Source organism: Brevundimonas kwangchunensis (assembly GCF_039523815.1).
In the GTDB taxonomy this organism is placed as follows: Bacteria; Pseudomonadota; Alphaproteobacteria; order Caulobacterales; family Caulobacteraceae; genus Brevundimonas; species Brevundimonas kwangchunensis.
In genome coordinates this window covers 623,310-639,983 of the sequence record NZ_BAAAGA010000005.1, presented here as the reverse complement: position 1 = coordinate 639,983, position 16,674 = coordinate 623,310, and the positions used below count along the sequence as shown (strand labels likewise).

Below are 16,674 nucleotides of genomic sequence, written 5' to 3'. Positions count from 1 at the left end.
CGGGGCCGTTTTGCATCTGTCTGCGACAGGCCTTAGTCGCGGGTGCCGAAGACCGACTCGGCGGTCGGCTCGGCGCCGCGGCGCTCGCGCTCTTCCGGAACGAACTCCTCCTCGACGACGGCGTCCTCGGCCGGGGCGTCGGCGGCCTGCAGGGTCGGGCCGCCGCGCTTGGCGTCGTCCTTGGCCTTCTTCTCGGCGGCCTTCTTGACCACTTCGTCCAGCTGCAGCTGGCCGATCAGGCCCAAGGTCACCGGATCGACCGGCTTGATGTTGGCCGAGTTCCAGTGCGTGCGGTTGCGCACGGTCTCGATGGTGGCCTTGGTGGTGCCCAGCAGCTTGGAAATCTGGGCGTCGGTCACCTCGGGGTGATTACGCACGAACCAGGCGATGGCGTCCGGACGGTCCTGACGACGCGAGACCGGGGTGTAGCGCGGGGCCGGCTTGGCCTGCTTCAGCAGCTCGGCGTGACGGCTGACGATCGCCTTCATGCGGTAGTTTTCGTCGGCTTGGGCCTTGTCCAGCTCCTCGCGGGTCAACTGGCCTCCGGTGATCGGGTCGACGCCGCGGATGTCACGGGCCACGTCGCCGTCGGCGATGCCGCGCACTTCCAGCGGATGCAGGCCGCAGAAGTCGGCGATCTGTTCGAAGGTCAGCGAGGTGTTGTCGACCATCCAGACGGCGGTGGCCTTGGGCATCAGAATGTCGGTCATGGGCGTCTTCGCTTCTTGTTCTGCCCGGCCAGGCACGCGGCCCGGCGGGTTCCGGATACGACGGCGCCCGACCTTTCGGCCGGGCGCGGATGATCCTGATATAGGCCCATTCTCCGGAAAACGCGACAAAAAGAAACGAACGCCGACAACGTCGTACAGCAAAGGTTCATCGGCCGGGTGAACACTGCTCTCACAGACGCGTTGTGCGTTTTGGAGAGAGCGGGAGGAGACCCCCATGTTTATCGAAACCCTTGCGGCGGTGGCCTTGATGTCGGGGCAGGACATCGGTCCGCGCGTCGCTCCGCGCGGCGACTACCGGCAGTCGTGCAGCGGCGAGTACACCAATCGCGGGCGGCTCTATGCCGACTGTCGGACCCGTAACAATCAGGTGCGCGGTTCCTCGATCGAGCTGAACCGTTGCAGCGACTACGAGATCCGCAACGACAACGGCCTGCTGGTGTGTGGTCCGGTGCGCGGTCAGTTCGAGGACGATCACGGAAACGGCGGCGGCTGGCCGGGCGGCCCCGGCGGCCCCGGCGGTCCCGGCGGTCCGGGCTGGGGGCGTGCCTCCATCACGGTCTATCGCGACGCCAACTATCGGGGTTCACAGTACACCTTCAACGAGGAGATCCCCAATCTCGCGAACTCGGGCATGAACGACCAGATCAGTTCGATGCAGGTCCGCGGTGAATGGGAAGTCTGCACCGACGCCTATTTCCGCGGCGTGTGCCGGACCTTCCGCGACGACGTCCGGAATCTGCAGAACTGGGGCATGAACGATCGTATCTCGTCGATGCGTCCGGTGCGTCGCGGCGGCGGCGGTCGCTGGTAGAGGTTCAGATCGTCAGCACGATCTTGCCGACGTGGTCGCCCGCCTCCAGCGCGAGGTGGGCGGCCGACGCCTGTTCCAGCGGGTAGCTCGCCTGGATCGGTGGCCGAACCTGACCTGAAACGACCCATGGCCATGCGGTGCGCTCCACCTCGGCTATGAGCCGGGCCTTTTCGTCCGTCGGTCGCGCGCGGAGCGTCGAACCTGTCAGGGTGATCCGCTTCAGCATGAGTTTCAGCAGATCGATCTGTGCAGCGGCTCCTGACTGGGTCGCGATGACAACCCAGCGGCCCATCGGCTTGAGAACTGCCTGGTTGATCGCGGCATAGTCGGCGCCGACCATGTCCAGCACCACATCGACGCCCCCCAACTCCCGGATGGCGCCCTCCAGGTCGCCTGAGCGCGCGTCGAGGCTGACGTCGGCGCCGAGGGCAAGGGCGGCGGCGGTCTTCTCTGCGCCTCGCGAGGTGGCGATGACCCGCGCGCCGGCGGCTTTCGCCATCTGGATGGCCGTCACGCCGATCCCGCTGGTCGCGCCATGAATCAGGAAGGTTTCGCCCGCCTTCAGCACTCCGGCTTCGAACACATTGGCGAAGACGGTGCAGACGGTCTCCGGAAGGCCGGCCGCCTGAACGAAATCGAGACTCTCCGGAACGCGCAGGGCGTGGCGGGCGTCGACGACGGCCAGTTCCGCGTATCCGCCGCCGCCCAGCAGGGCGCAGACGCGGTCGCCGACAGACCAGCGCGTGACGCCCGAACCCATCTGATCGACCTCGCCGGCGACCTCCAGACCGAGGATCGGGGAGGCTCCGGGCGGGGCAGGGTAGAGGCCCTGTCGCTGCATCAGGTCGGGACGGTTCACGCCTGCGGCCCGAACCCGGATGCGGATCTGGCCCTCTCCGGCGACCGGATCCGGCTGTTCGGACAGCGTCAGGGCCTCGGCCGGACCCTTGTCGCCCGCGATCTCGATCACCCGCATAAGACCATCCCGTCCTTGCATTCGTCCGTGTCCGGGCGTTCAGATAGGCGGTTGCATCCACGAAGGCCACGGGAAGGAGGCCCAGATGTTCGAGGATCTTGAGCCCCGTCCGGCGCGCGGCGCGCCGTTGATCGCTCTCACGCGCGAGGATCTGGACGGCTATTCGGTCGAGGATCTGAAAGAGCGGATCGAGGCTCTGGAAGCCGAGATCGCCCGCTCGAAAGCCGCTATTGAGGGCAAGTCCTCGCAGCGTAACGCCGCGGATGCATTGTTCAATTTCCGCAGCTGACCGTTTTCCCCTGTCGCGTGTCTGGCACAGCCGTTGCACATTGGCGGAGCACCGGGCGTAACTGTGCCGGGCGTGATACGGATGTACCCTCTTCATGAGTCTGGTTCAGTTGATGTCCACCGAAGACACCCTGCAGTCGCCTTCGGGCCGCAGCCGCGAGGCGGTGGTGGACGACTTCGCGCGCTCGGAGCTGTTCGACCGGACTTTCCGCGAAGGTATGGAACTGGTCGAGGACACCGCCGCCTATCTGGACGGCGACGGTCGGCGTGAGTCCAAGCTGCTCTCGCGCTCGGTGGCTCTGGCCTACGCCTCGGAAAGCATGAAGCTGACCACCCGGCTGATGCAGATCGCGTCCTGGCTGCTGGTTCAGCGCGCGGTGCGTGAGGGCGACATGAGCGCCCTTGCCGCTTGTGAGGCGCGCTATCGCCTGGCGGACCGGACACCCGAGGTCGAGCCGACCCATCCTGACCTGCCGATCGCCCTGATCGAGTACATGGTGCGGGCCGAGAAGCTGTACGACCGGGTCCTGCATCTGGACCGTCGCATGTATCTGGACGCTCCGGAGGTCGAGGCGGTCAATCCGGTGCAGAGCCAGCTGGATCTTCTGACGGCGGCCTTCCGCCAGTAAGCAAAAAGCCCTTCCCGTCCGGAAGGGCTTTTTCTTTTCTCCACGAATAGCCTGAGCCTACGGTCCGACGTCGTTGACGTCGGTGCGGCCATCGGCGACCACGGCGGGCAAGCTGACGCCGATGCCCAGCGCTTCGGCCAGCTTTTCGTCACGCTTGTAGACATCCTCGCGGAAGGCGACGCGGCCCTGACCGTCGACGAAGGCGGTCCAGTACAGCAGGCGCACCGAAATCTCGCGACCGGTCTGGATGCGGCGGGTGTTGCGGCTGTCCAGTGCGGCGTCGAACTGACCCAGCAGGGTCGGATCGGGCGACAGCAGCAGGCGGGCGAAGTCGATCGCATGATGCACGCGCACGCAGCCGTGACTGCGCTGACGCATGGCGAGGTTGAACGCGCCCTTGGACGGGGTGTCGTGCAGGAAGATGGCGTAGCTGTCGCGCAACTCGAACTTCACATAGCCCAGCGCGGCCTGCGGACCGGCGCGCTGAATGACCGTTCCGTTCTGGATGTACATGTTCTGGCTGGCCAGATAGCCCGGACCCCGCGGCAGGATCTCGTTGCGCGCAATCGACGCGGGCACATACCAGGGCGGATTGGCCACGACCGAGGCGAACGGCTTCTCGAGGCTGGGGGTCTGGTTCTGCGGTGAGCCGACAACGACGCGGTTCGAGTGAACCGGACGGTCGTCCTTCCAGTAGACCATGATGGCGGCCGCGGTGTTCACCTCGATCCGCTCGTGCGCCAGCTCGCGCTTCAGCCAGCGGCGGCGTTCGAGGTTGAGGGCGATCTGACGGGCGCGGTCCTCGGCGGAGGCCGACAGGGAGCGCTGGGTGCCGGCGCCGATACGGCCGTCATTGGCCAGACCGTGGCGGGCCTGGAAGCTGCGCACGCCGGCCTGAAGCTCGGGTCCGTAGACATTGCCCATGGCGGTGATACGCGCGCCGTCGGCGGCGGTCAGGTCGCCCTCGGCGACCAGACGGCGGATCAGGGTCGGGATGCGCGGATCGCTGCCGCCCGGCTCGATGTTCGCTCCCGGACGGAAGGCGGGCCAGCCGCCGTTGTCGCGGATCAGGCGGCGATAGCGGACGTAGCCCGCCGAAAGGTTGGAATAGCCGATGTCGGTCGGAGCCAGTCCCTCGAACCAGTCGAGCAGGCGGTTCTGGGCCATCGCGTCATTGAGGCCGGTCGGCAGGTCGACGCGGTTCTTCTGCATCTCCCACAGGTCTTCGACCGTCTCGGGACGGACGCGGCCTTCGGCCAGCACCCGGCCGTAGCCGAGGGCGGCGGCGGTGGTGCGCATCTCGCCGTTGTCGCGATCGTTGCTGAGGGCGGCGAAGTCGAAGAAGTCGCCCTGCGACAGGCCGTGGCGTTCCGCGCGGCCGGCGGCGTTCTGGAGTTCGCGGCGGCGGTCGGCCGTCCAGACAGGGCGCCAGCCGTTCAGTTCGTAGAAGGCGCGGACATCGGGCTGGACGGCGGCGGGCAGGCGCGCCAGCTGGTCGTTGAAGGTCTCATAGAAGGTGACGGCCGACGGATCGCGTGTCTGTGCGGCCACGCCTGTCGCCGAGGCCATCGCCGCGGCGGCTGCGCCAAGACCCAATTGCCGTCGATTCATCGCTCGCTCATTCGTCCGTTAGTCGATGCACGGACCCAACGCCCACGCCCCGAAAGCCCAACGCGAGTGATGTTATCGGCGTTCCGGACAAACAGAAAGGCGCCGGCCCGATGGACCGACGCCCTTGTGTCGTCTTGCCGCGGCGGTGTGGCCGCGTTGCAAGGCCTACTTCTTGATGAAGCCGGCGAACTTGTTGTTGAAGCGCGAAACGCGGCCGCCGCGGTCCAGCATCTGCTGGTTGCCGCCGGTCCAGGCCGGGTGCGAGGTCGGATCGATGTCCAGGTTCAGCGTGTCGCCTTCCTTCCCGTAGGTCGAACGGGTCTGGTAGGTCGTACCATCGGTCATCACCACGGTGATGAAGTGGTAGTTGGGGTGCGTATCCGCCTTCATGGTCGTCGTCCGGTCTCTGCGCGGTGACGATGCCGACCGTCTGTGCGCGTAAAATGAGAAACCCGCCGAAGGACTCCGGCGGGAATGAGCGGCGGCGTTTACACCGGGGGGCGTTCCGGGGCAAGAGGCGCGCACATGACCGACACCCACGCCCCGACCGCCGACGCCGACCTTCGTGGACGCCCGGGCGCCGGCGCGCTGCTGGCCGAGCAGATGAACGAGGCCGGCGGCCGTCGCGAGAAGCGCCGCGATGTGCGCCCGTTGGGCCGGCTGTTGCCCTACGCCCTGCGCCACAAGGGCCATATGGCCATGGCGGGGCTGTGGCTGATCCTGTCCACGGCGGCCTCGCTCAGCCTGACGGCCGCGGCGCGCGGCGCGATCGACAACGGCTTCCAGAATGGCGGGGCCCAGTTGAACCTGTGGTTCATGCTGCTGGGCGCCAACGCCCTGTTCCTCGGCCTAGCGACGGCGGTGCGCTATTACTTCGTCACCAAGACGGGCGAGCGCGTCGTGGCCGACCTGCGCAAGGGCCTGTTCGATCGCATCCTGACGCTGGACCCGTCCTTCTATGCGAAGATGCGGACCGGCGAGGTGCTGTCACGTCTGACCACGGACATCGCCCTGGTCGAGACGCTGATGACGACGTCGGTCTCGTATGCCCTGCGCAACTTCCTGACCCTGATCGGCGGGGTAGCCCTTCTGTTTGTGGTCAGCCCCAAGCTGACCGGCCTCGTGATGCTGATCGTGCCGTTGCTGATCGTGCCGCTGTTCCTGTTCGGCCGGCGGGTCCGGAAGCTCACCGTCGCGACCCAGGACCGGTTCGCCAACGCTGTGGGATTCGCCGGCGAGAGCGTGGACGCCATAGAGACGGTACAGGCCTTCGGCCGCGTTCGCGGCGCCACACAGCGGTTTGGCGATGCCGTCGAGGCGGCCTTCGGCTCATCCCTGATCCGCATGCGGGCGAGGGCGCTGATGACCGCCATGATCATCGTGGTGATGTTCGGCGGCGTAACGCTGGTGCTTTGGCTGGGCGCGCAGGACGTGATCGCCGGGCGGATGAGCCCGGGCGCGCTGCTGCAGTTCGTCCTGCTGTCGGTGTTCGCCGCCGGGGCCGTGGGCGCGCTGGGCGAAAGCTGGGGCGATGTCCAGAAGGCCGCGGGCGCCATGGAGCGGATCGACGAACTGATGCGCTCGCAGCCGTCCATCGCGGCGCCGGAGCAACCGCGCGCCCTGCCTTCGCCGCCGGTTGGCGAGGTGTCCATGTCGGGCGTCCACTTCAGCTATCCGGGCCGCCCTGACCTGCCGGCGCTGAAGGGCTTCAGCCTGACCGTGCGGCCGGGCGAGACGGTGGCGCTGGTGGGTCCTTCGGGGGCGGGCAAGTCGACGGTCTTCCGGCTGCTGCTGCGCTTCTACGATCCGCAGTCGGGACTGGTCTCGGTGGATGGCGTGGATGTGCGCGACGCCGACCCGGTCGAGGTGCGCAACCGCTACGCCTGGGTCTCTCAGGAAGCGCCCCTGTTCTCCGGTTCCGCGAATGAAAACATTCGTTTCGGCCGCGAAGATGCATCGGAAGATGACGTTCGCGCCGCCGCCGAGGAGGCCCAGGCGCTGGGCTTCATCGAGGCCTTGCCCGAGAAGTTCGACACCCCCTTGGGCGAGCGCGGCAAGAGCCTGTCGGGCGGGCAGCGCCAGCGTCTGGCCATCGCCCGGGCTCTGGTCCGGGACGCGCCGATCCTGCTGCTGGACGAAGCCACCTCGGCGCTGGACGCCGAGAACGAGCGGCTGGTGCAGGCGGCTCTGGATCAGGCGATGGAGACCCGCACCACCCTGGTCATCGCCCACCGTCTGGCGACCGTGCTGCGCGCCGACCGGATCGTGGTGATGGAGGACGGCAAGGTGGTCGAGGAGGGCAGCCATCACGCCCTGATCGCGCTGGGCGGCCTCTATGCCCGTCTGGCCGAGCTGCAGTTCCGCGCCGACTGACCGGCAAACGAAAGGGCCGACCCGGTGTCCGGATCGGCCCTCGTCATTGCATCAGCGATATCAGCCGGCGGCGATCACGCCGCAGGCCACACGGTCGCCCGCGCCGCCGATCGGCTGGCTCGAATGGTCGTCGGCGTTGGCGTGGATCAGGATCGACGAGCCGTCGGCATCCATCAGATACTCGCCCGGACCGCCCTGGTTCAGGCTGGCGGCGGTGGTGAAGACCTCTGCGAAGCCGCGGCCGTCGGCGCCGACGTAAAGGTTGGGCAGATCGCCCGAGTCAGGTCCCTGGGCGTTCAGATAGCCATGCGGCGTGGTCGCATCGCCGTGCTGGATATGCGAGCCGGCGCTGGTGAAGGGAGCCTCGCACTGGCCGACGGCGTGCAGGTGCAGGCCATGCCAGCCGGGCGTCAGGCCGGTGGCCTCAACGCGGATCAGGACACCGGTGGAGCCTTGGGTGAAGGTCGCCGTGCCGGCCTGGCCGCCCGTGGCGTTGATCAGGGCGGCGCGGGCCGTGGCACCGACCGGCGCGCGCACCGCTGCAGCCGTCGCCGGAGACGCTTCGCCGGCCGGCGCGGTGGTCGTGGTTTCGGTCGAGGTCTGCGGGCTGCAGGCGGCGAGAAGCGGCAGCGTCAGAAGACCGGCGGCGATCAGCGGAAGGCGCATGGGGGAGGGTCCTTTTCGACGGGTCTTTCGACCGTTGTAAGTTTTGCCTCAAGGAGGCCGGACTGCTAGAAAACCGGATAGCGGATCACGTTCCGATTCCGGCCATTTAAAGCCCGATTTCCTTGACCGACGACAGCTACGACAACGCCGCGCCCGCCACCGGCGGCGACATCTCGACCATCACCATCGAAGACGAGCTGCGCCGCTCGTATCTCGACTACGCCATGAGCGTGATCGTGAGCCGGGCGCTGCCGGACGCGCGCGACGGCCTGAAGCCGGTGCACCGCCGCATCCTGTACTCGATGCACGATCTGAAGATGTCGCCCGAGCGCGCCTATTCGAAATGCGCCCGCGTCGTCGGTGACGTGCTGGGTCGCTTCCACCCGCACGGCGACGCCTCGGTTTACATGGCCCTGGTCCGCATGGCCCAGCCCTTCTCGATGGGGCTGATGCTGGTCGACGGCCAAGGCAATTTCGGCTCGGTCGACGGCGATATGCCGGCCTCGATGCGATACACCGAGGCCCGGATGGCCCCGGCCGCCGTGGCCCTGCTGGCCGACATCGACAAGGACACCGTCGATTTCCAGCCGAACTACGACGAGAAGGAGCTGGAGCCGGTCGTCCTGCCCAGCCGCATTCCGAACCTGCTGGTCAACGGCGCGGGCGGCATCGCCGTCGGCATGGCGACGAACATTCCGCCGCATAATCTCGGCGAGGTGATCGACGCCTCGGTCGCCCTGCTGGACGATCCGAACATCGGCGATGAAGCTCTGCTGGACATCGTGCCGGGCCCGGACTTCCCGACCGGCGGCGAGATCATGGGCCGCACCGCGCCTCGCAACGCCCTGCGCGATGGCCGCGGCTCTGTCATCGTGCGCGGCAAGGCGTCGATCGAGACGATCCGCAAGGACCGCGAGGCGATCGTCGTCACCGAGCTGCCCTATCAGGTGAACAAGCAGACCCTGATCGAGCGCATCGTCGAACTGGTTCGCGAAAAGCGGATCGAGGGCATCGCCGACGTGCGCGACGAGTCGGACCGCGACGGCATGCGCATGGTCGTCGAGCTGAAGCGCGACGCCTCGGGCGATGTGGTGCTGAACCAGCTGTGGCGCTTCACGGCCATGCAGTCGTCGTTCGGCGTCAACATGCTGGCGCTCAACCACGGCCGTCCCGAGCAGATGGGCCTGCGCCAGTTGCTGGAAGCCTTCCTGGAGTTCCGGGAAGAGGTGGTCGTCCGCCGTATCAAATTCGAGCTGGGCAAGGCCCGTGATCGCGGCCACGTGCTGGTCGGTCTGGCCGTCGCCGTCGCCAATATCGACGAGGTGATCCACATCATCCGCTCGTCGGCCGATCCGACCGAGGCGCGCGAGCGTCTGCAGGCCAAGGCCTGGCCGGTGGGCGACATGATGGCCCTGATCGAGCTGATCGCGGACCCGCGCTCTGCGCTGGTGGACGGTGACAAGCTGAACCTGACCGACGAGCAGGCCCGCGCCATCCTCGCCCTGACCCTCAGCCGCCTGACCGGCCTGGGCCGCGACGACATCTTCGGCGAGGCCCGCGAGCTGGCCGGCACCATCCAGGGCCACCTGACCCTGCTGTCGGACCGCGCCAACATCCTCGCCGTGATCCGCGAGGACCTGCTGGCGGTGAAGGAAGAGTTCGCCGTTCCGCGTCGCACCCTGATCGGGGAAGGCGACGGCGAGATGGAGGACGAGGACCTGATCCCGCGCGAGGACATGGTCGTGACCGTCACCCACGGCGGCTACGTCAAGCGCGTCGCCCTGAACGCCTACCGAACCCAGCATCGCGGCGGCAAGGGCCGCTCGGGCGTGGCGATGAAGGAGGACGACGCCGTCGTCGGCGTGTTCTCGGCCTCGACCCACACGCCGGTGCTGTTCTTCGCCACCAACGGCAAGGCCTACAAGCTGAAGACCTGGCGCCTGCCGCTGGGCAATCCGCAGTCGCGCGGCAAGGCCTTCGTGAACTTGCTGCCCATCGAGCCGGGCGACAGCATCATGAACGTGCTGCCGCTGCCCGAGGACGAGGCGGACTGGGCCAACTACGACATCATGTTCGCCACCAGCTCTGGCGACGTACGCCGCAACAAGCTGTCGGACTTCGCCACGGTGAACCGCGCCGGCAAGATCGCGATGAAGCTGGAGGAGGGCGACCGCATGGTCGGCGTGGCCCTCTGCACCGCCGAGGACGACGTCATGCTGACGACCGCCCTGGGCCGCGCCATCCGCTTCAAGGCCGACGACGTGCGCGTGTTCAAGGGCCGTGACTCGACCGGCGTCCGCGGCGTGCGTCTGCAGGCCAATGACGAGGTGATCTCGATGGCCGTGCTGGGCCGCGTGGACGCCACGCCGGAAGAGCGCGCCGCCTACGTCAAGCACTCGAACGCCATGCGCAAGGCGCTGGCCGGGGCCGACGCCGACGACGACACCGCAGTGGTCGAGGCCGATGACGAAGCCGTCGCGGACGCCGTGCTGAGCCTGGAGCGGATCGCCGAACTGGGCGCCGCCGAGCAGTTGATCCTGACGGTCACCGAGACGGGCTTTGGCAAGCGTTCATCGGCCTACGAATACCGCCGCACAGGTCGCGGCGGCCAGGGGCTGACGGCCCACGGTCTTGGCGGTCGCGCCGGCGCGCGCTTGGCCGCGGCTTTCCCGGTGCAGGAAGGCGACGACCTGCTGATGGTCACGTCGGGCGGCCAGATGATCCGTACTCCGATGGATCAGGTCCGTATCGTCAGCCGTTCCAGCCAGGGCGTCACTATCTTCAAGACCGGCAAGGACGAAAAAGTCGTTTCGGTCGAGCGCCTGCCGAACTCCGGCGGGAGCGACGAGGATGTGATTGAGGGCGAAGCCGGCGCGATCGAGGGCGGCGAGGGCGAGGCCTGAGTCTGACCATCCAGATCGACGGCGAGCCGGCCAGCGTCGAGGCGTTGGCGCCGGTGCTGCTGTCGAACTACGGCGCCTTCACCTCGATGCAGGTCGAGGACGGTGCGGTGCGGGGTCTGGACCTGCATCTGGAGCGGCTGGAGCAGGAGGCGCTGACGTTGTTCGGCGTGGCTGTGCCAGAGGCGCGGCTGCGCGAGCGGATGCAGGCGGCTCTGGCAGGGCAAGCCAGCCGGTTCAGCCTGCGCGTTCAGCTGTTCCTGCCCACGATCACGCACCGGACGCCGGACGCCATGGGGCAGCCCAGCGTGCTGACCGTCGTCAGCGCGCCAGCGAACCCGCTGTGCGATCCGTTGAGGCTTCAGACGCAGGACTATGCCCGCGAGGTTCCGGAACTGAAGCACAATGCCACCCTCGGCCTGACGCGGGCGCGGCGGTTGGCCAAGGAGGCCGGGTTCGACGACGCCCTTTTCGTCGGCCCCGACGGCCTCGTTTCTGAAGGCAGCATCTGGAACATCGGCTTCGTCGAGAACGGCCGCATCGTCTGGCCCCGGGCACCGATGCTCAGAGGCGTCGGGCAGCGGCTCCTGGAAAGCGGTTTCGACCTCGTCGGTCTGGACAGCGAGACCCGCCCGATTGACAGGGCGGCGCTGGCCGGTTTCCGGCAAGCCTTCATCTGCAACAGCGCGACGCCGGGCTGTCCAGTGGCCAACATCGACGGCCGGTCGCTGGACGTCGATCCGGCGCTGATCGACCGGCTCCAGGCGGCATGGGCGTCGAACGCGCCGCAGTCGATCTAGGCCCCTCGTTTCGCACCTGCTAAACCGGCTCAAACAGGGGGACGTACAGCCATGAGTATCGGGCTCTATCCGGGCACTTTCGACCCCATCACAAACGGGCATCTGGACATCATTGGCCGGGCCGTGAAGCTGGTCGATCGTCTGGTCATCGGCGTGGCGCGCAATGACGACAAGGGCCCGCTGTTCACGACCGACCAGCGTGTCGAAATGGTCCGTGCGGAGGTCGCGCGGTTTGGCGAGAAGGTCGAGGTGCGCGCCTTCTCAAGTCTGCTGATGCATTTCGCCGAGGAACTGGAAGCGAAGGTCATCGTGCGCGGCCTGCGCGCCGTGGCTGACTTCGAGTACGAGTTCCAGATGACGGCGATGAACCAGCGCCTCAATGCCGACATCGAGACGGTCTTCCTGATGGCCGACCCGCGGCATCAGGCGATCGCCTCGCGGCTGGTCAAGGAGATCGCCCGTCTCGACGGGGACATCAGCAGCTTCGTCAGCCCGGCCGTACAGGCTGCAGTGATGAAAAAGGTCAAGGGTTAGAATGCGTTCGAGTGCTTTGCTGGCGGCGGTGGCCGCGATGGTTCTGGCGGCTCCGGCTGCTGCTTCGGCGCAGACTGCGCAAAGCGACTGGCGCACCGTCGCGCCTGAAAATCTGCTGGTGATCGATACGGCCAAGGGGCGCATCATCGTCGAGTTGGACCCACGCGTCGCGCCGCAGTCGGTGAACCGGGTTCGCACCCTCGCGGATCAGGGCTTCTACGATGGACTGAAGTTTCACCGCGTGATCGCAAACTTCATGGCGCAGACCGGCGACCCGGAAGGCACGGGCGCCGGCGGTAGCGATCTGCCGGACCTGAGCGCCGAGTTCGAGTTCCGACGCGGTCGGGCGGATGGCTTCTATCCCGTGATTCCGGGCTCACCGCTCCAGTACGGTCTGATCGGCTCGATCCCGGTCCAGACCCAGCCGGATGCGCAGATGATGATCACCGCCGACTTCAGGACGACGGCGGTTGGACGGTTCTGTCCGGGTGTCGCCGGGATGGCGCGGAACGGAGCCAGCGTCGATAGCGCCAACAGCCAGTTCTTCCTGATGACCGGCGCGCGCGAAAACCTGAATGGTCAGTACACGGTGTTCGGACGGGTCCTCATTGGCCTGGATGTCGTCGAGGCGCTCAACGCCGGCTCCGAGGCGAACAACGGAACGGTCGCCAATCCCGATGTGATGACCCGTACCCGCACTGCGGCAGCGATGCCCGCGGGCGAGCGGCCGGCTGTCCGGGTGATGAATGCCTCCAGCCCGGCGTTCGGGGTGCTGGTCGAACAGAAGCGAACCGAGCGAGGCGCGCGGTTCAATGTTTGCGATATCCAGCCGCCGGCTGAACTGGTGAATTGACGCAACGACCAAGGGGAGGGGACGGATGAGACTGACGCTGGCCATCGCCGCCATCACGCTGGCGGCCGGAACCGCGATCGCACAGGAGGCGCCGCCTCCGCCGCCGCCGCCGCCGCCGACCCCGGCGACGACGATCGTGCCTCAGGACTGGCGCGCGGTGCCGGCCGAGAACCTTTTGGTCATCGACACGACCAAGGGGCGGATCATCGTCGAGCTGACGCCCGAGATCGCACCGCTGCACGTCGAACGCATCCGTCTGCTGGCGCGCAACGGCTTCTATGACGGCATCGTCTGGCACCGGGTGATCGACGCCTTCATGGCACAGACGGGAGACCCGCTGGGCAATGGCGAGGGGCAGAGCGCTTATCCGGACCTGAAGGCGGAGTTCACCTATCGCCGCGGCCCGCAGTCGGCATTCGCCCCCATGGCCGAACCTACCGGCGCGCGCCTGGGCTTCCACAACGCTTTGCCCGTGCAGACACAGCCGGACGCCGTGATGGCGACCACGGCCGACAACAAGGTTCATGGCTGGGGACTCTACTGTCCGGGCGTGGCCGGCATGGCGCGCGACGAGGGCAATGACACCGCCAACAGCCAGTTCTTCATCATGCGTCAGGCCTATCCGGCCCTGGACAAGCGCTACACCATCTGGGGCGCGACGGTGGTCGGCCTCGACGTGGTCCGCTCGTTGCAGGTCGGCGATGGCGACAATGGCATGATGGCGGCCGCCCAGCCGGATCGCATGATCCGTGTGCGGGTCGCCTCTGACCTCCCCGAAGCTGAGCGTCCGTCGGTGCAGGTCCTGTCGCCGGACTCGCCTCGCTTCCGGACCCTCATTGAGGAAACCCGTGCTCTGCGCGGAGCCGACTTCTCGGCTTGCGATGTCGCTCTGCCGGTTCAGGTGACCGGGGGCTGAGCGCCCTTGCCGCGGCCGCGACGCCGACGACGGCGGGACGGCTTGCGGTCCTCGCGCATGCGCTGGAGCAGCAGGCCCTCGCGCAAGCCGCGATCGGCGACGCGCACGCGCTCTGACGGCCACGCGCGCTGCACGGCCTCCATGATGGCGGCGCCAGCCAGCACCAGATCGGCGCGGTCGGGGCCGATGCAGGATTCGGCCGCGCGTCCGGCGTGACCCATGTCTTTCAAGCGATCTGCGGCGGCCTCGCAGTCGGACCGGGTCATCCAGAGGCCGTCCACCAGGTTTCGCTGATAACGGCGAAGGCCCAGATGGATGCCCGCCAGGCTGGTGATGGCGCCCGAAGTGCCGACCATGTGCGCGCGTCCAGTCTCGAACAGAGACCGGAGATCCGGATCGGCCGGGTTGTCGGCGATAGCGGCGCCCATGTCGGCCACCATGGTCTCGTACCAGTTTTCGAGTACGCCCGTCCGCGCGCCGGCCGGTTCCGGGTGGCGTTCTGCGAGGGTGACGACACCGATCGGCGCTGACATCCAGGACTGCATCTCGAAACGGTCGCCCTCACGACGGAGCCAGCTCAACTCGGTTGAGCCGCCGCCCACGTCGACGACGAGGATCGCCTCGGCGTCCGGATCGAACAGGTTCACGCAGCCTTCGACCGCCAGTTTCGCTTCCTCGACCGGATCGATGATGCGCAGCTTCAGGCCTGTGCCGGTCCGCACCCGCTCGATGAACTCGGCGCCGTTTTCGGCCTGCCGGCAGGCCTGTGTGGCCACGGCCATCAGACGGTCGGAGTCCACACCTCTTCGCGCCACCCGCTCGGAGCAGGCCATAAGGGCGTCGTAGGCGCGATCCATGGCGGCATTGTCGAGGCGGCCCGTGCGGGACAGGCCCTCACCCAGCCGGACGATGCGGCTGAAGGAATCGACCACCCGAAACCCGTCGCGCGACGGTTTCGCGATCAGTAGCCGACAATTGTTGGTCCCCAGATCCAGGGCGCCATAGAGGCGGCCTTCTGAATCCATCGCCCTGTGTCCCTCGGGGGCGCCGCCGCGGGCGCGCCTGCCGTCGAAACGTCGGGGCTGGGACCGGTGGCCGCGTTCCCGCGGGCCGTCGGTCTCCGGCATGGGCCGAACTTTCAAGGTGGGCGGTCCGAAGCGGCGCCCGTCCTGGACAACCTAGAACAGCGACTTCGTCCGCGCCAAGCGTATCTGACGCGAATATGAACAGGTCCGTATGATCCGGCTCAGGCTGCGCTGAGTAGCCTGTATGCATGACACGCAATTTCGCCCGTTTCGGCCTTGGACAGATCGTCCGCCATCGCGACGCCGCCTTCCGCGGCGTGGTGATCGACGTCGATCCCGTATTCGGCGGTCGCCCCGGCGACACGGGCGCGATCTCGCCCGACCAGCCCTTCTACCAGGTGTTGGCGATTGGCGAGGACGGCGGCTTCATCGCTTACGCCGCCGAAGAAGCTCTGGAGCACGATCCGGAACTGGCTGCGCTCTCGGGAAAAGCTGAGCGGCGCTGGTTCACCGTCGATCGGTCGGGACACCACGCGCCGCAGGGACAGGCCATCCACTGACTGGCGCGCGCTGGCGGCGGGCTCTAGATTGTCCCGGACGGAGCCGTCAGAGCCCCGCAGAGGAGAGCGTATCATGTCCGACTTCGAACACGTCTTCGACAAGCCGCCCGAGGGCGCTGCCGCCGACTGGACGATCCCGCAGGACTGGCGCGCCTATACCGAGGTCGAGCACAGGACCTGGGACACCCTCTACGCCCGTCAGATGAAGATCCTGCCCGGCCGGGCCGCAGACGTCTTCTTCAGGGGCCTCGATGCGCTGGACCTGAACACCGGCGGCATCCCGGATTTCTCACTGATGAACCCCAAGCTGCAGGCGCTGACGGGCTGGACCGTAGTCTGCGTGCCGGGGTTGGTGCCGGATGAGGTGTTCTTCGACCATCTGGCCAACCGCCGCTTCCCCTCGGGCCAGTTCATCCGCAAGCCGGACCAGCTGGATTACCTGCAGGAGCCAGACATCTTCCACGACGTCTTCGGCCACGTGCCGATGCTGACCAACCCTGCCTTCGCCGCCTACATGGAGGCCTACGGCAAAGGGGGGCAGCGCGCGGCGTCGCTGGGCATGCTGCCCAATCTGGCTCGCCTGTACTGGTACACGGTCGAATTCGGCCTGATGCAGGACACCGACGGCCTGCGCATCTATGGCGCGGGCATCGTCTCGTCGGCGACCGAGAGCGTGTTCGCCATAGAGGATCCGTCGCCCAACCGGATCGGCTTCGATCTGGAGCGGGTCATGAAGACCCTCTACCGGATCGACGACTTCCAGCAGGTCTATTTCGTTATCGACAGCATCGAGCAGCTGAAGCGCGAGACGCTGAAGGACTTCGGTCCGATCTACGACCGGCTGAAGGGCGCGGACGCCATTCCGATCGAGGCCATCCTGCCGACGGACGAAGTCTTCACCGAAGGCACACAGGCCTATGCCGCCAAGGGCGGACGCTTCGCGGCCTGAGGCCTGTGGGTGTCGGTGAGGACTGCGGTTCATCACAGCGGACACAACGAAT

General features: G+C 67.3%; 17 protein-coding genes. 11 read left to right on the top strand and 6 right to left on the bottom strand.

All coding sequences use genetic code 11. The annotated features are described in order from the left end of the window. Nucleotides 1-32 precede the first annotated feature (32 nt). On the bottom strand, nucleotides 33-710 hold the full coding sequence (locus tag ABDZ95_RS12330) for a DUF1013 domain-containing protein (protein ID WP_343794159.1): 678 nt from the start codon (nucleotides 708-710) through the stop codon (nucleotides 33-35). A gap of 235 nt (nucleotides 711-945) precedes the next feature. Here ABDZ95_RS12330 and ABDZ95_RS12325 point away from each other — a divergent pair, with 235 nt between their 5' ends. Then, on the top strand, nucleotides 946-1,542 hold the full coding sequence (locus tag ABDZ95_RS12325; protein ID WP_343794157.1) for a beta/gamma crystallin-related protein: 597 nt from the start codon (nucleotides 946-948) through the stop codon (nucleotides 1,540-1,542). Between the two features lie 4 nt (nucleotides 1,543-1,546). Here ABDZ95_RS12325 and ABDZ95_RS12320 read toward each other — a convergent pair whose 3' ends face one another. Continuing rightward, the gene (locus ABDZ95_RS12320) at nucleotides 1,547-2,518 is read right to left on the bottom strand and encodes an NAD(P)H-quinone oxidoreductase (RefSeq protein WP_343794155.1); all 972 of its coding nucleotides are present in this window, start codon (nucleotides 2,516-2,518) and stop codon (nucleotides 1,547-1,549) included. A gap of 85 nt (nucleotides 2,519-2,603) precedes the next feature. Between ABDZ95_RS12320 and ABDZ95_RS12315 the strand changes: the two genes are divergently transcribed. Beyond that, entirely contained in the window at nucleotides 2,604-2,807 is a 204-nt protein-coding gene (locus ABDZ95_RS12315) for a DUF1192 domain-containing protein (RefSeq protein WP_343794153.1), read from the top strand. 112 nt (nucleotides 2,808-2,919) lie between these two features. Then, a complete protein-coding gene (rcdA, locus tag ABDZ95_RS12310) occupies nucleotides 2,920-3,435 on the top strand; it encodes a protease adaptor protein RcdA (RefSeq protein WP_343794151.1) in 516 nt (171 codons plus the stop codon). 57 nt (nucleotides 3,436-3,492) lie between these two features. Here rcdA and ABDZ95_RS12305 read toward each other — a convergent pair whose 3' ends face one another. Together ABDZ95_RS12305 and rpmE are read right to left on the bottom strand one after the other, a co-directional pair. Further along, nucleotides 3,493-5,046 (bottom strand): L,D-transpeptidase family protein, encoded by a 1,554-nt coding sequence (locus ABDZ95_RS12305; protein ID WP_343794149.1) that lies wholly within the window; start codon nucleotides 5,044-5,046, stop codon nucleotides 3,493-3,495. A 165-nt stretch (nucleotides 5,047-5,211) separates the two neighbouring features. Continuing rightward, complete coding sequence (rpmE, locus tag ABDZ95_RS12300) at nucleotides 5,212-5,436, bottom strand: 50S ribosomal protein L31 (RefSeq protein ID WP_343794147.1); 225 nt, start codon at nucleotides 5,434-5,436, stop codon at nucleotides 5,212-5,214. 135 nt (nucleotides 5,437-5,571) lie between these two features. Here rpmE and ABDZ95_RS12295 point away from each other — a divergent pair, with 135 nt between their 5' ends. Beyond that, the gene (locus ABDZ95_RS12295) at nucleotides 5,572-7,419 is read left to right on the top strand and encodes an ABC transporter transmembrane domain-containing protein (RefSeq protein WP_343794145.1); all 1,848 of its coding nucleotides are present in this window, start codon (nucleotides 5,572-5,574) and stop codon (nucleotides 7,417-7,419) included. A gap of 60 nt (nucleotides 7,420-7,479) precedes the next feature. Here ABDZ95_RS12295 and ABDZ95_RS12290 read toward each other — a convergent pair whose 3' ends face one another. After that, nucleotides 7,480-8,085: a superoxide dismutase family protein gene (locus ABDZ95_RS12290; protein ID WP_343794142.1), complete on the bottom strand. Its 606-nt coding sequence runs from the start codon at nucleotides 8,083-8,085 to the stop codon at nucleotides 7,480-7,482. A 122-nt stretch (nucleotides 8,086-8,207) separates the two neighbouring features. Between ABDZ95_RS12290 and gyrA the strand changes: the two genes are divergently transcribed. Genes gyrA through ABDZ95_RS12265 form a run of 5 tightly spaced genes read left to right on the top strand, consistent with a single transcriptional unit; the run spans nucleotide 8,208 to nucleotide 14,088 of the window. Further along, a complete protein-coding gene (gene gyrA, locus ABDZ95_RS12285; RefSeq protein WP_343794140.1) occupies nucleotides 8,208-10,988 on the top strand; it encodes a DNA gyrase subunit A in 2,781 nt (926 codons plus the stop codon). After that, a complete protein-coding gene (locus tag ABDZ95_RS12280; protein WP_343794303.1) occupies nucleotides 10,985-11,785 on the top strand; it encodes an aminotransferase class IV in 801 nt (266 codons plus the stop codon). The genes gyrA and ABDZ95_RS12280 overlap by 4 nt, the downstream gene beginning before the upstream one ends. 51 nt (nucleotides 11,786-11,836) lie before the next feature. Next, entirely contained in the window at nucleotides 11,837-12,319 is a 483-nt protein-coding gene (gene coaD / locus ABDZ95_RS12275; RefSeq protein ID WP_343794138.1) for a pantetheine-phosphate adenylyltransferase, read from the top strand. Nucleotide 12,320: 1 nt separating this feature from the next. Beyond that, nucleotides 12,321-13,172, top strand: a complete 852-nt coding sequence (locus tag ABDZ95_RS12270; protein ID WP_343794136.1) for a peptidylprolyl isomerase — start codon at nucleotides 12,321-12,323, stop codon at nucleotides 13,170-13,172. A 25-nt stretch (nucleotides 13,173-13,197) separates the two neighbouring features. After that, the gene (locus ABDZ95_RS12265) at nucleotides 13,198-14,088 is read left to right on the top strand and encodes a peptidylprolyl isomerase (protein ID WP_343794134.1); all 891 of its coding nucleotides are present in this window, start codon (nucleotides 13,198-13,200) and stop codon (nucleotides 14,086-14,088) included. Here the strand turns inward: ABDZ95_RS12265 and ABDZ95_RS12260 are convergent. Continuing rightward, nucleotides 14,070-15,215: a Ppx/GppA phosphatase family protein gene (locus ABDZ95_RS12260; RefSeq protein ID WP_343794301.1), complete on the bottom strand. Its 1,146-nt coding sequence runs from the start codon at nucleotides 15,213-15,215 to the stop codon at nucleotides 14,070-14,072. The genes ABDZ95_RS12265 and ABDZ95_RS12260 overlap by 19 nt on opposite strands. 146 nt (nucleotides 15,216-15,361) lie before the next feature. On the opposite strand from ABDZ95_RS12260, the gene hspQ reads away from it, so the two are divergent. After that, on the top strand, nucleotides 15,362-15,673 hold the full coding sequence (gene hspQ, locus ABDZ95_RS12255) for a heat shock protein HspQ (RefSeq protein ID WP_343794132.1): 312 nt from the start codon (nucleotides 15,362-15,364) through the stop codon (nucleotides 15,671-15,673). A 73-nt stretch (nucleotides 15,674-15,746) separates the two neighbouring features. Continuing rightward, the gene (phhA, locus tag ABDZ95_RS12250) at nucleotides 15,747-16,622 is read left to right on the top strand and encodes a phenylalanine 4-monooxygenase (protein ID WP_343794130.1); all 876 of its coding nucleotides are present in this window, start codon (nucleotides 15,747-15,749) and stop codon (nucleotides 16,620-16,622) included. The last annotated feature ends 52 nt before the right edge of the window (nucleotides 16,623-16,674 follow it).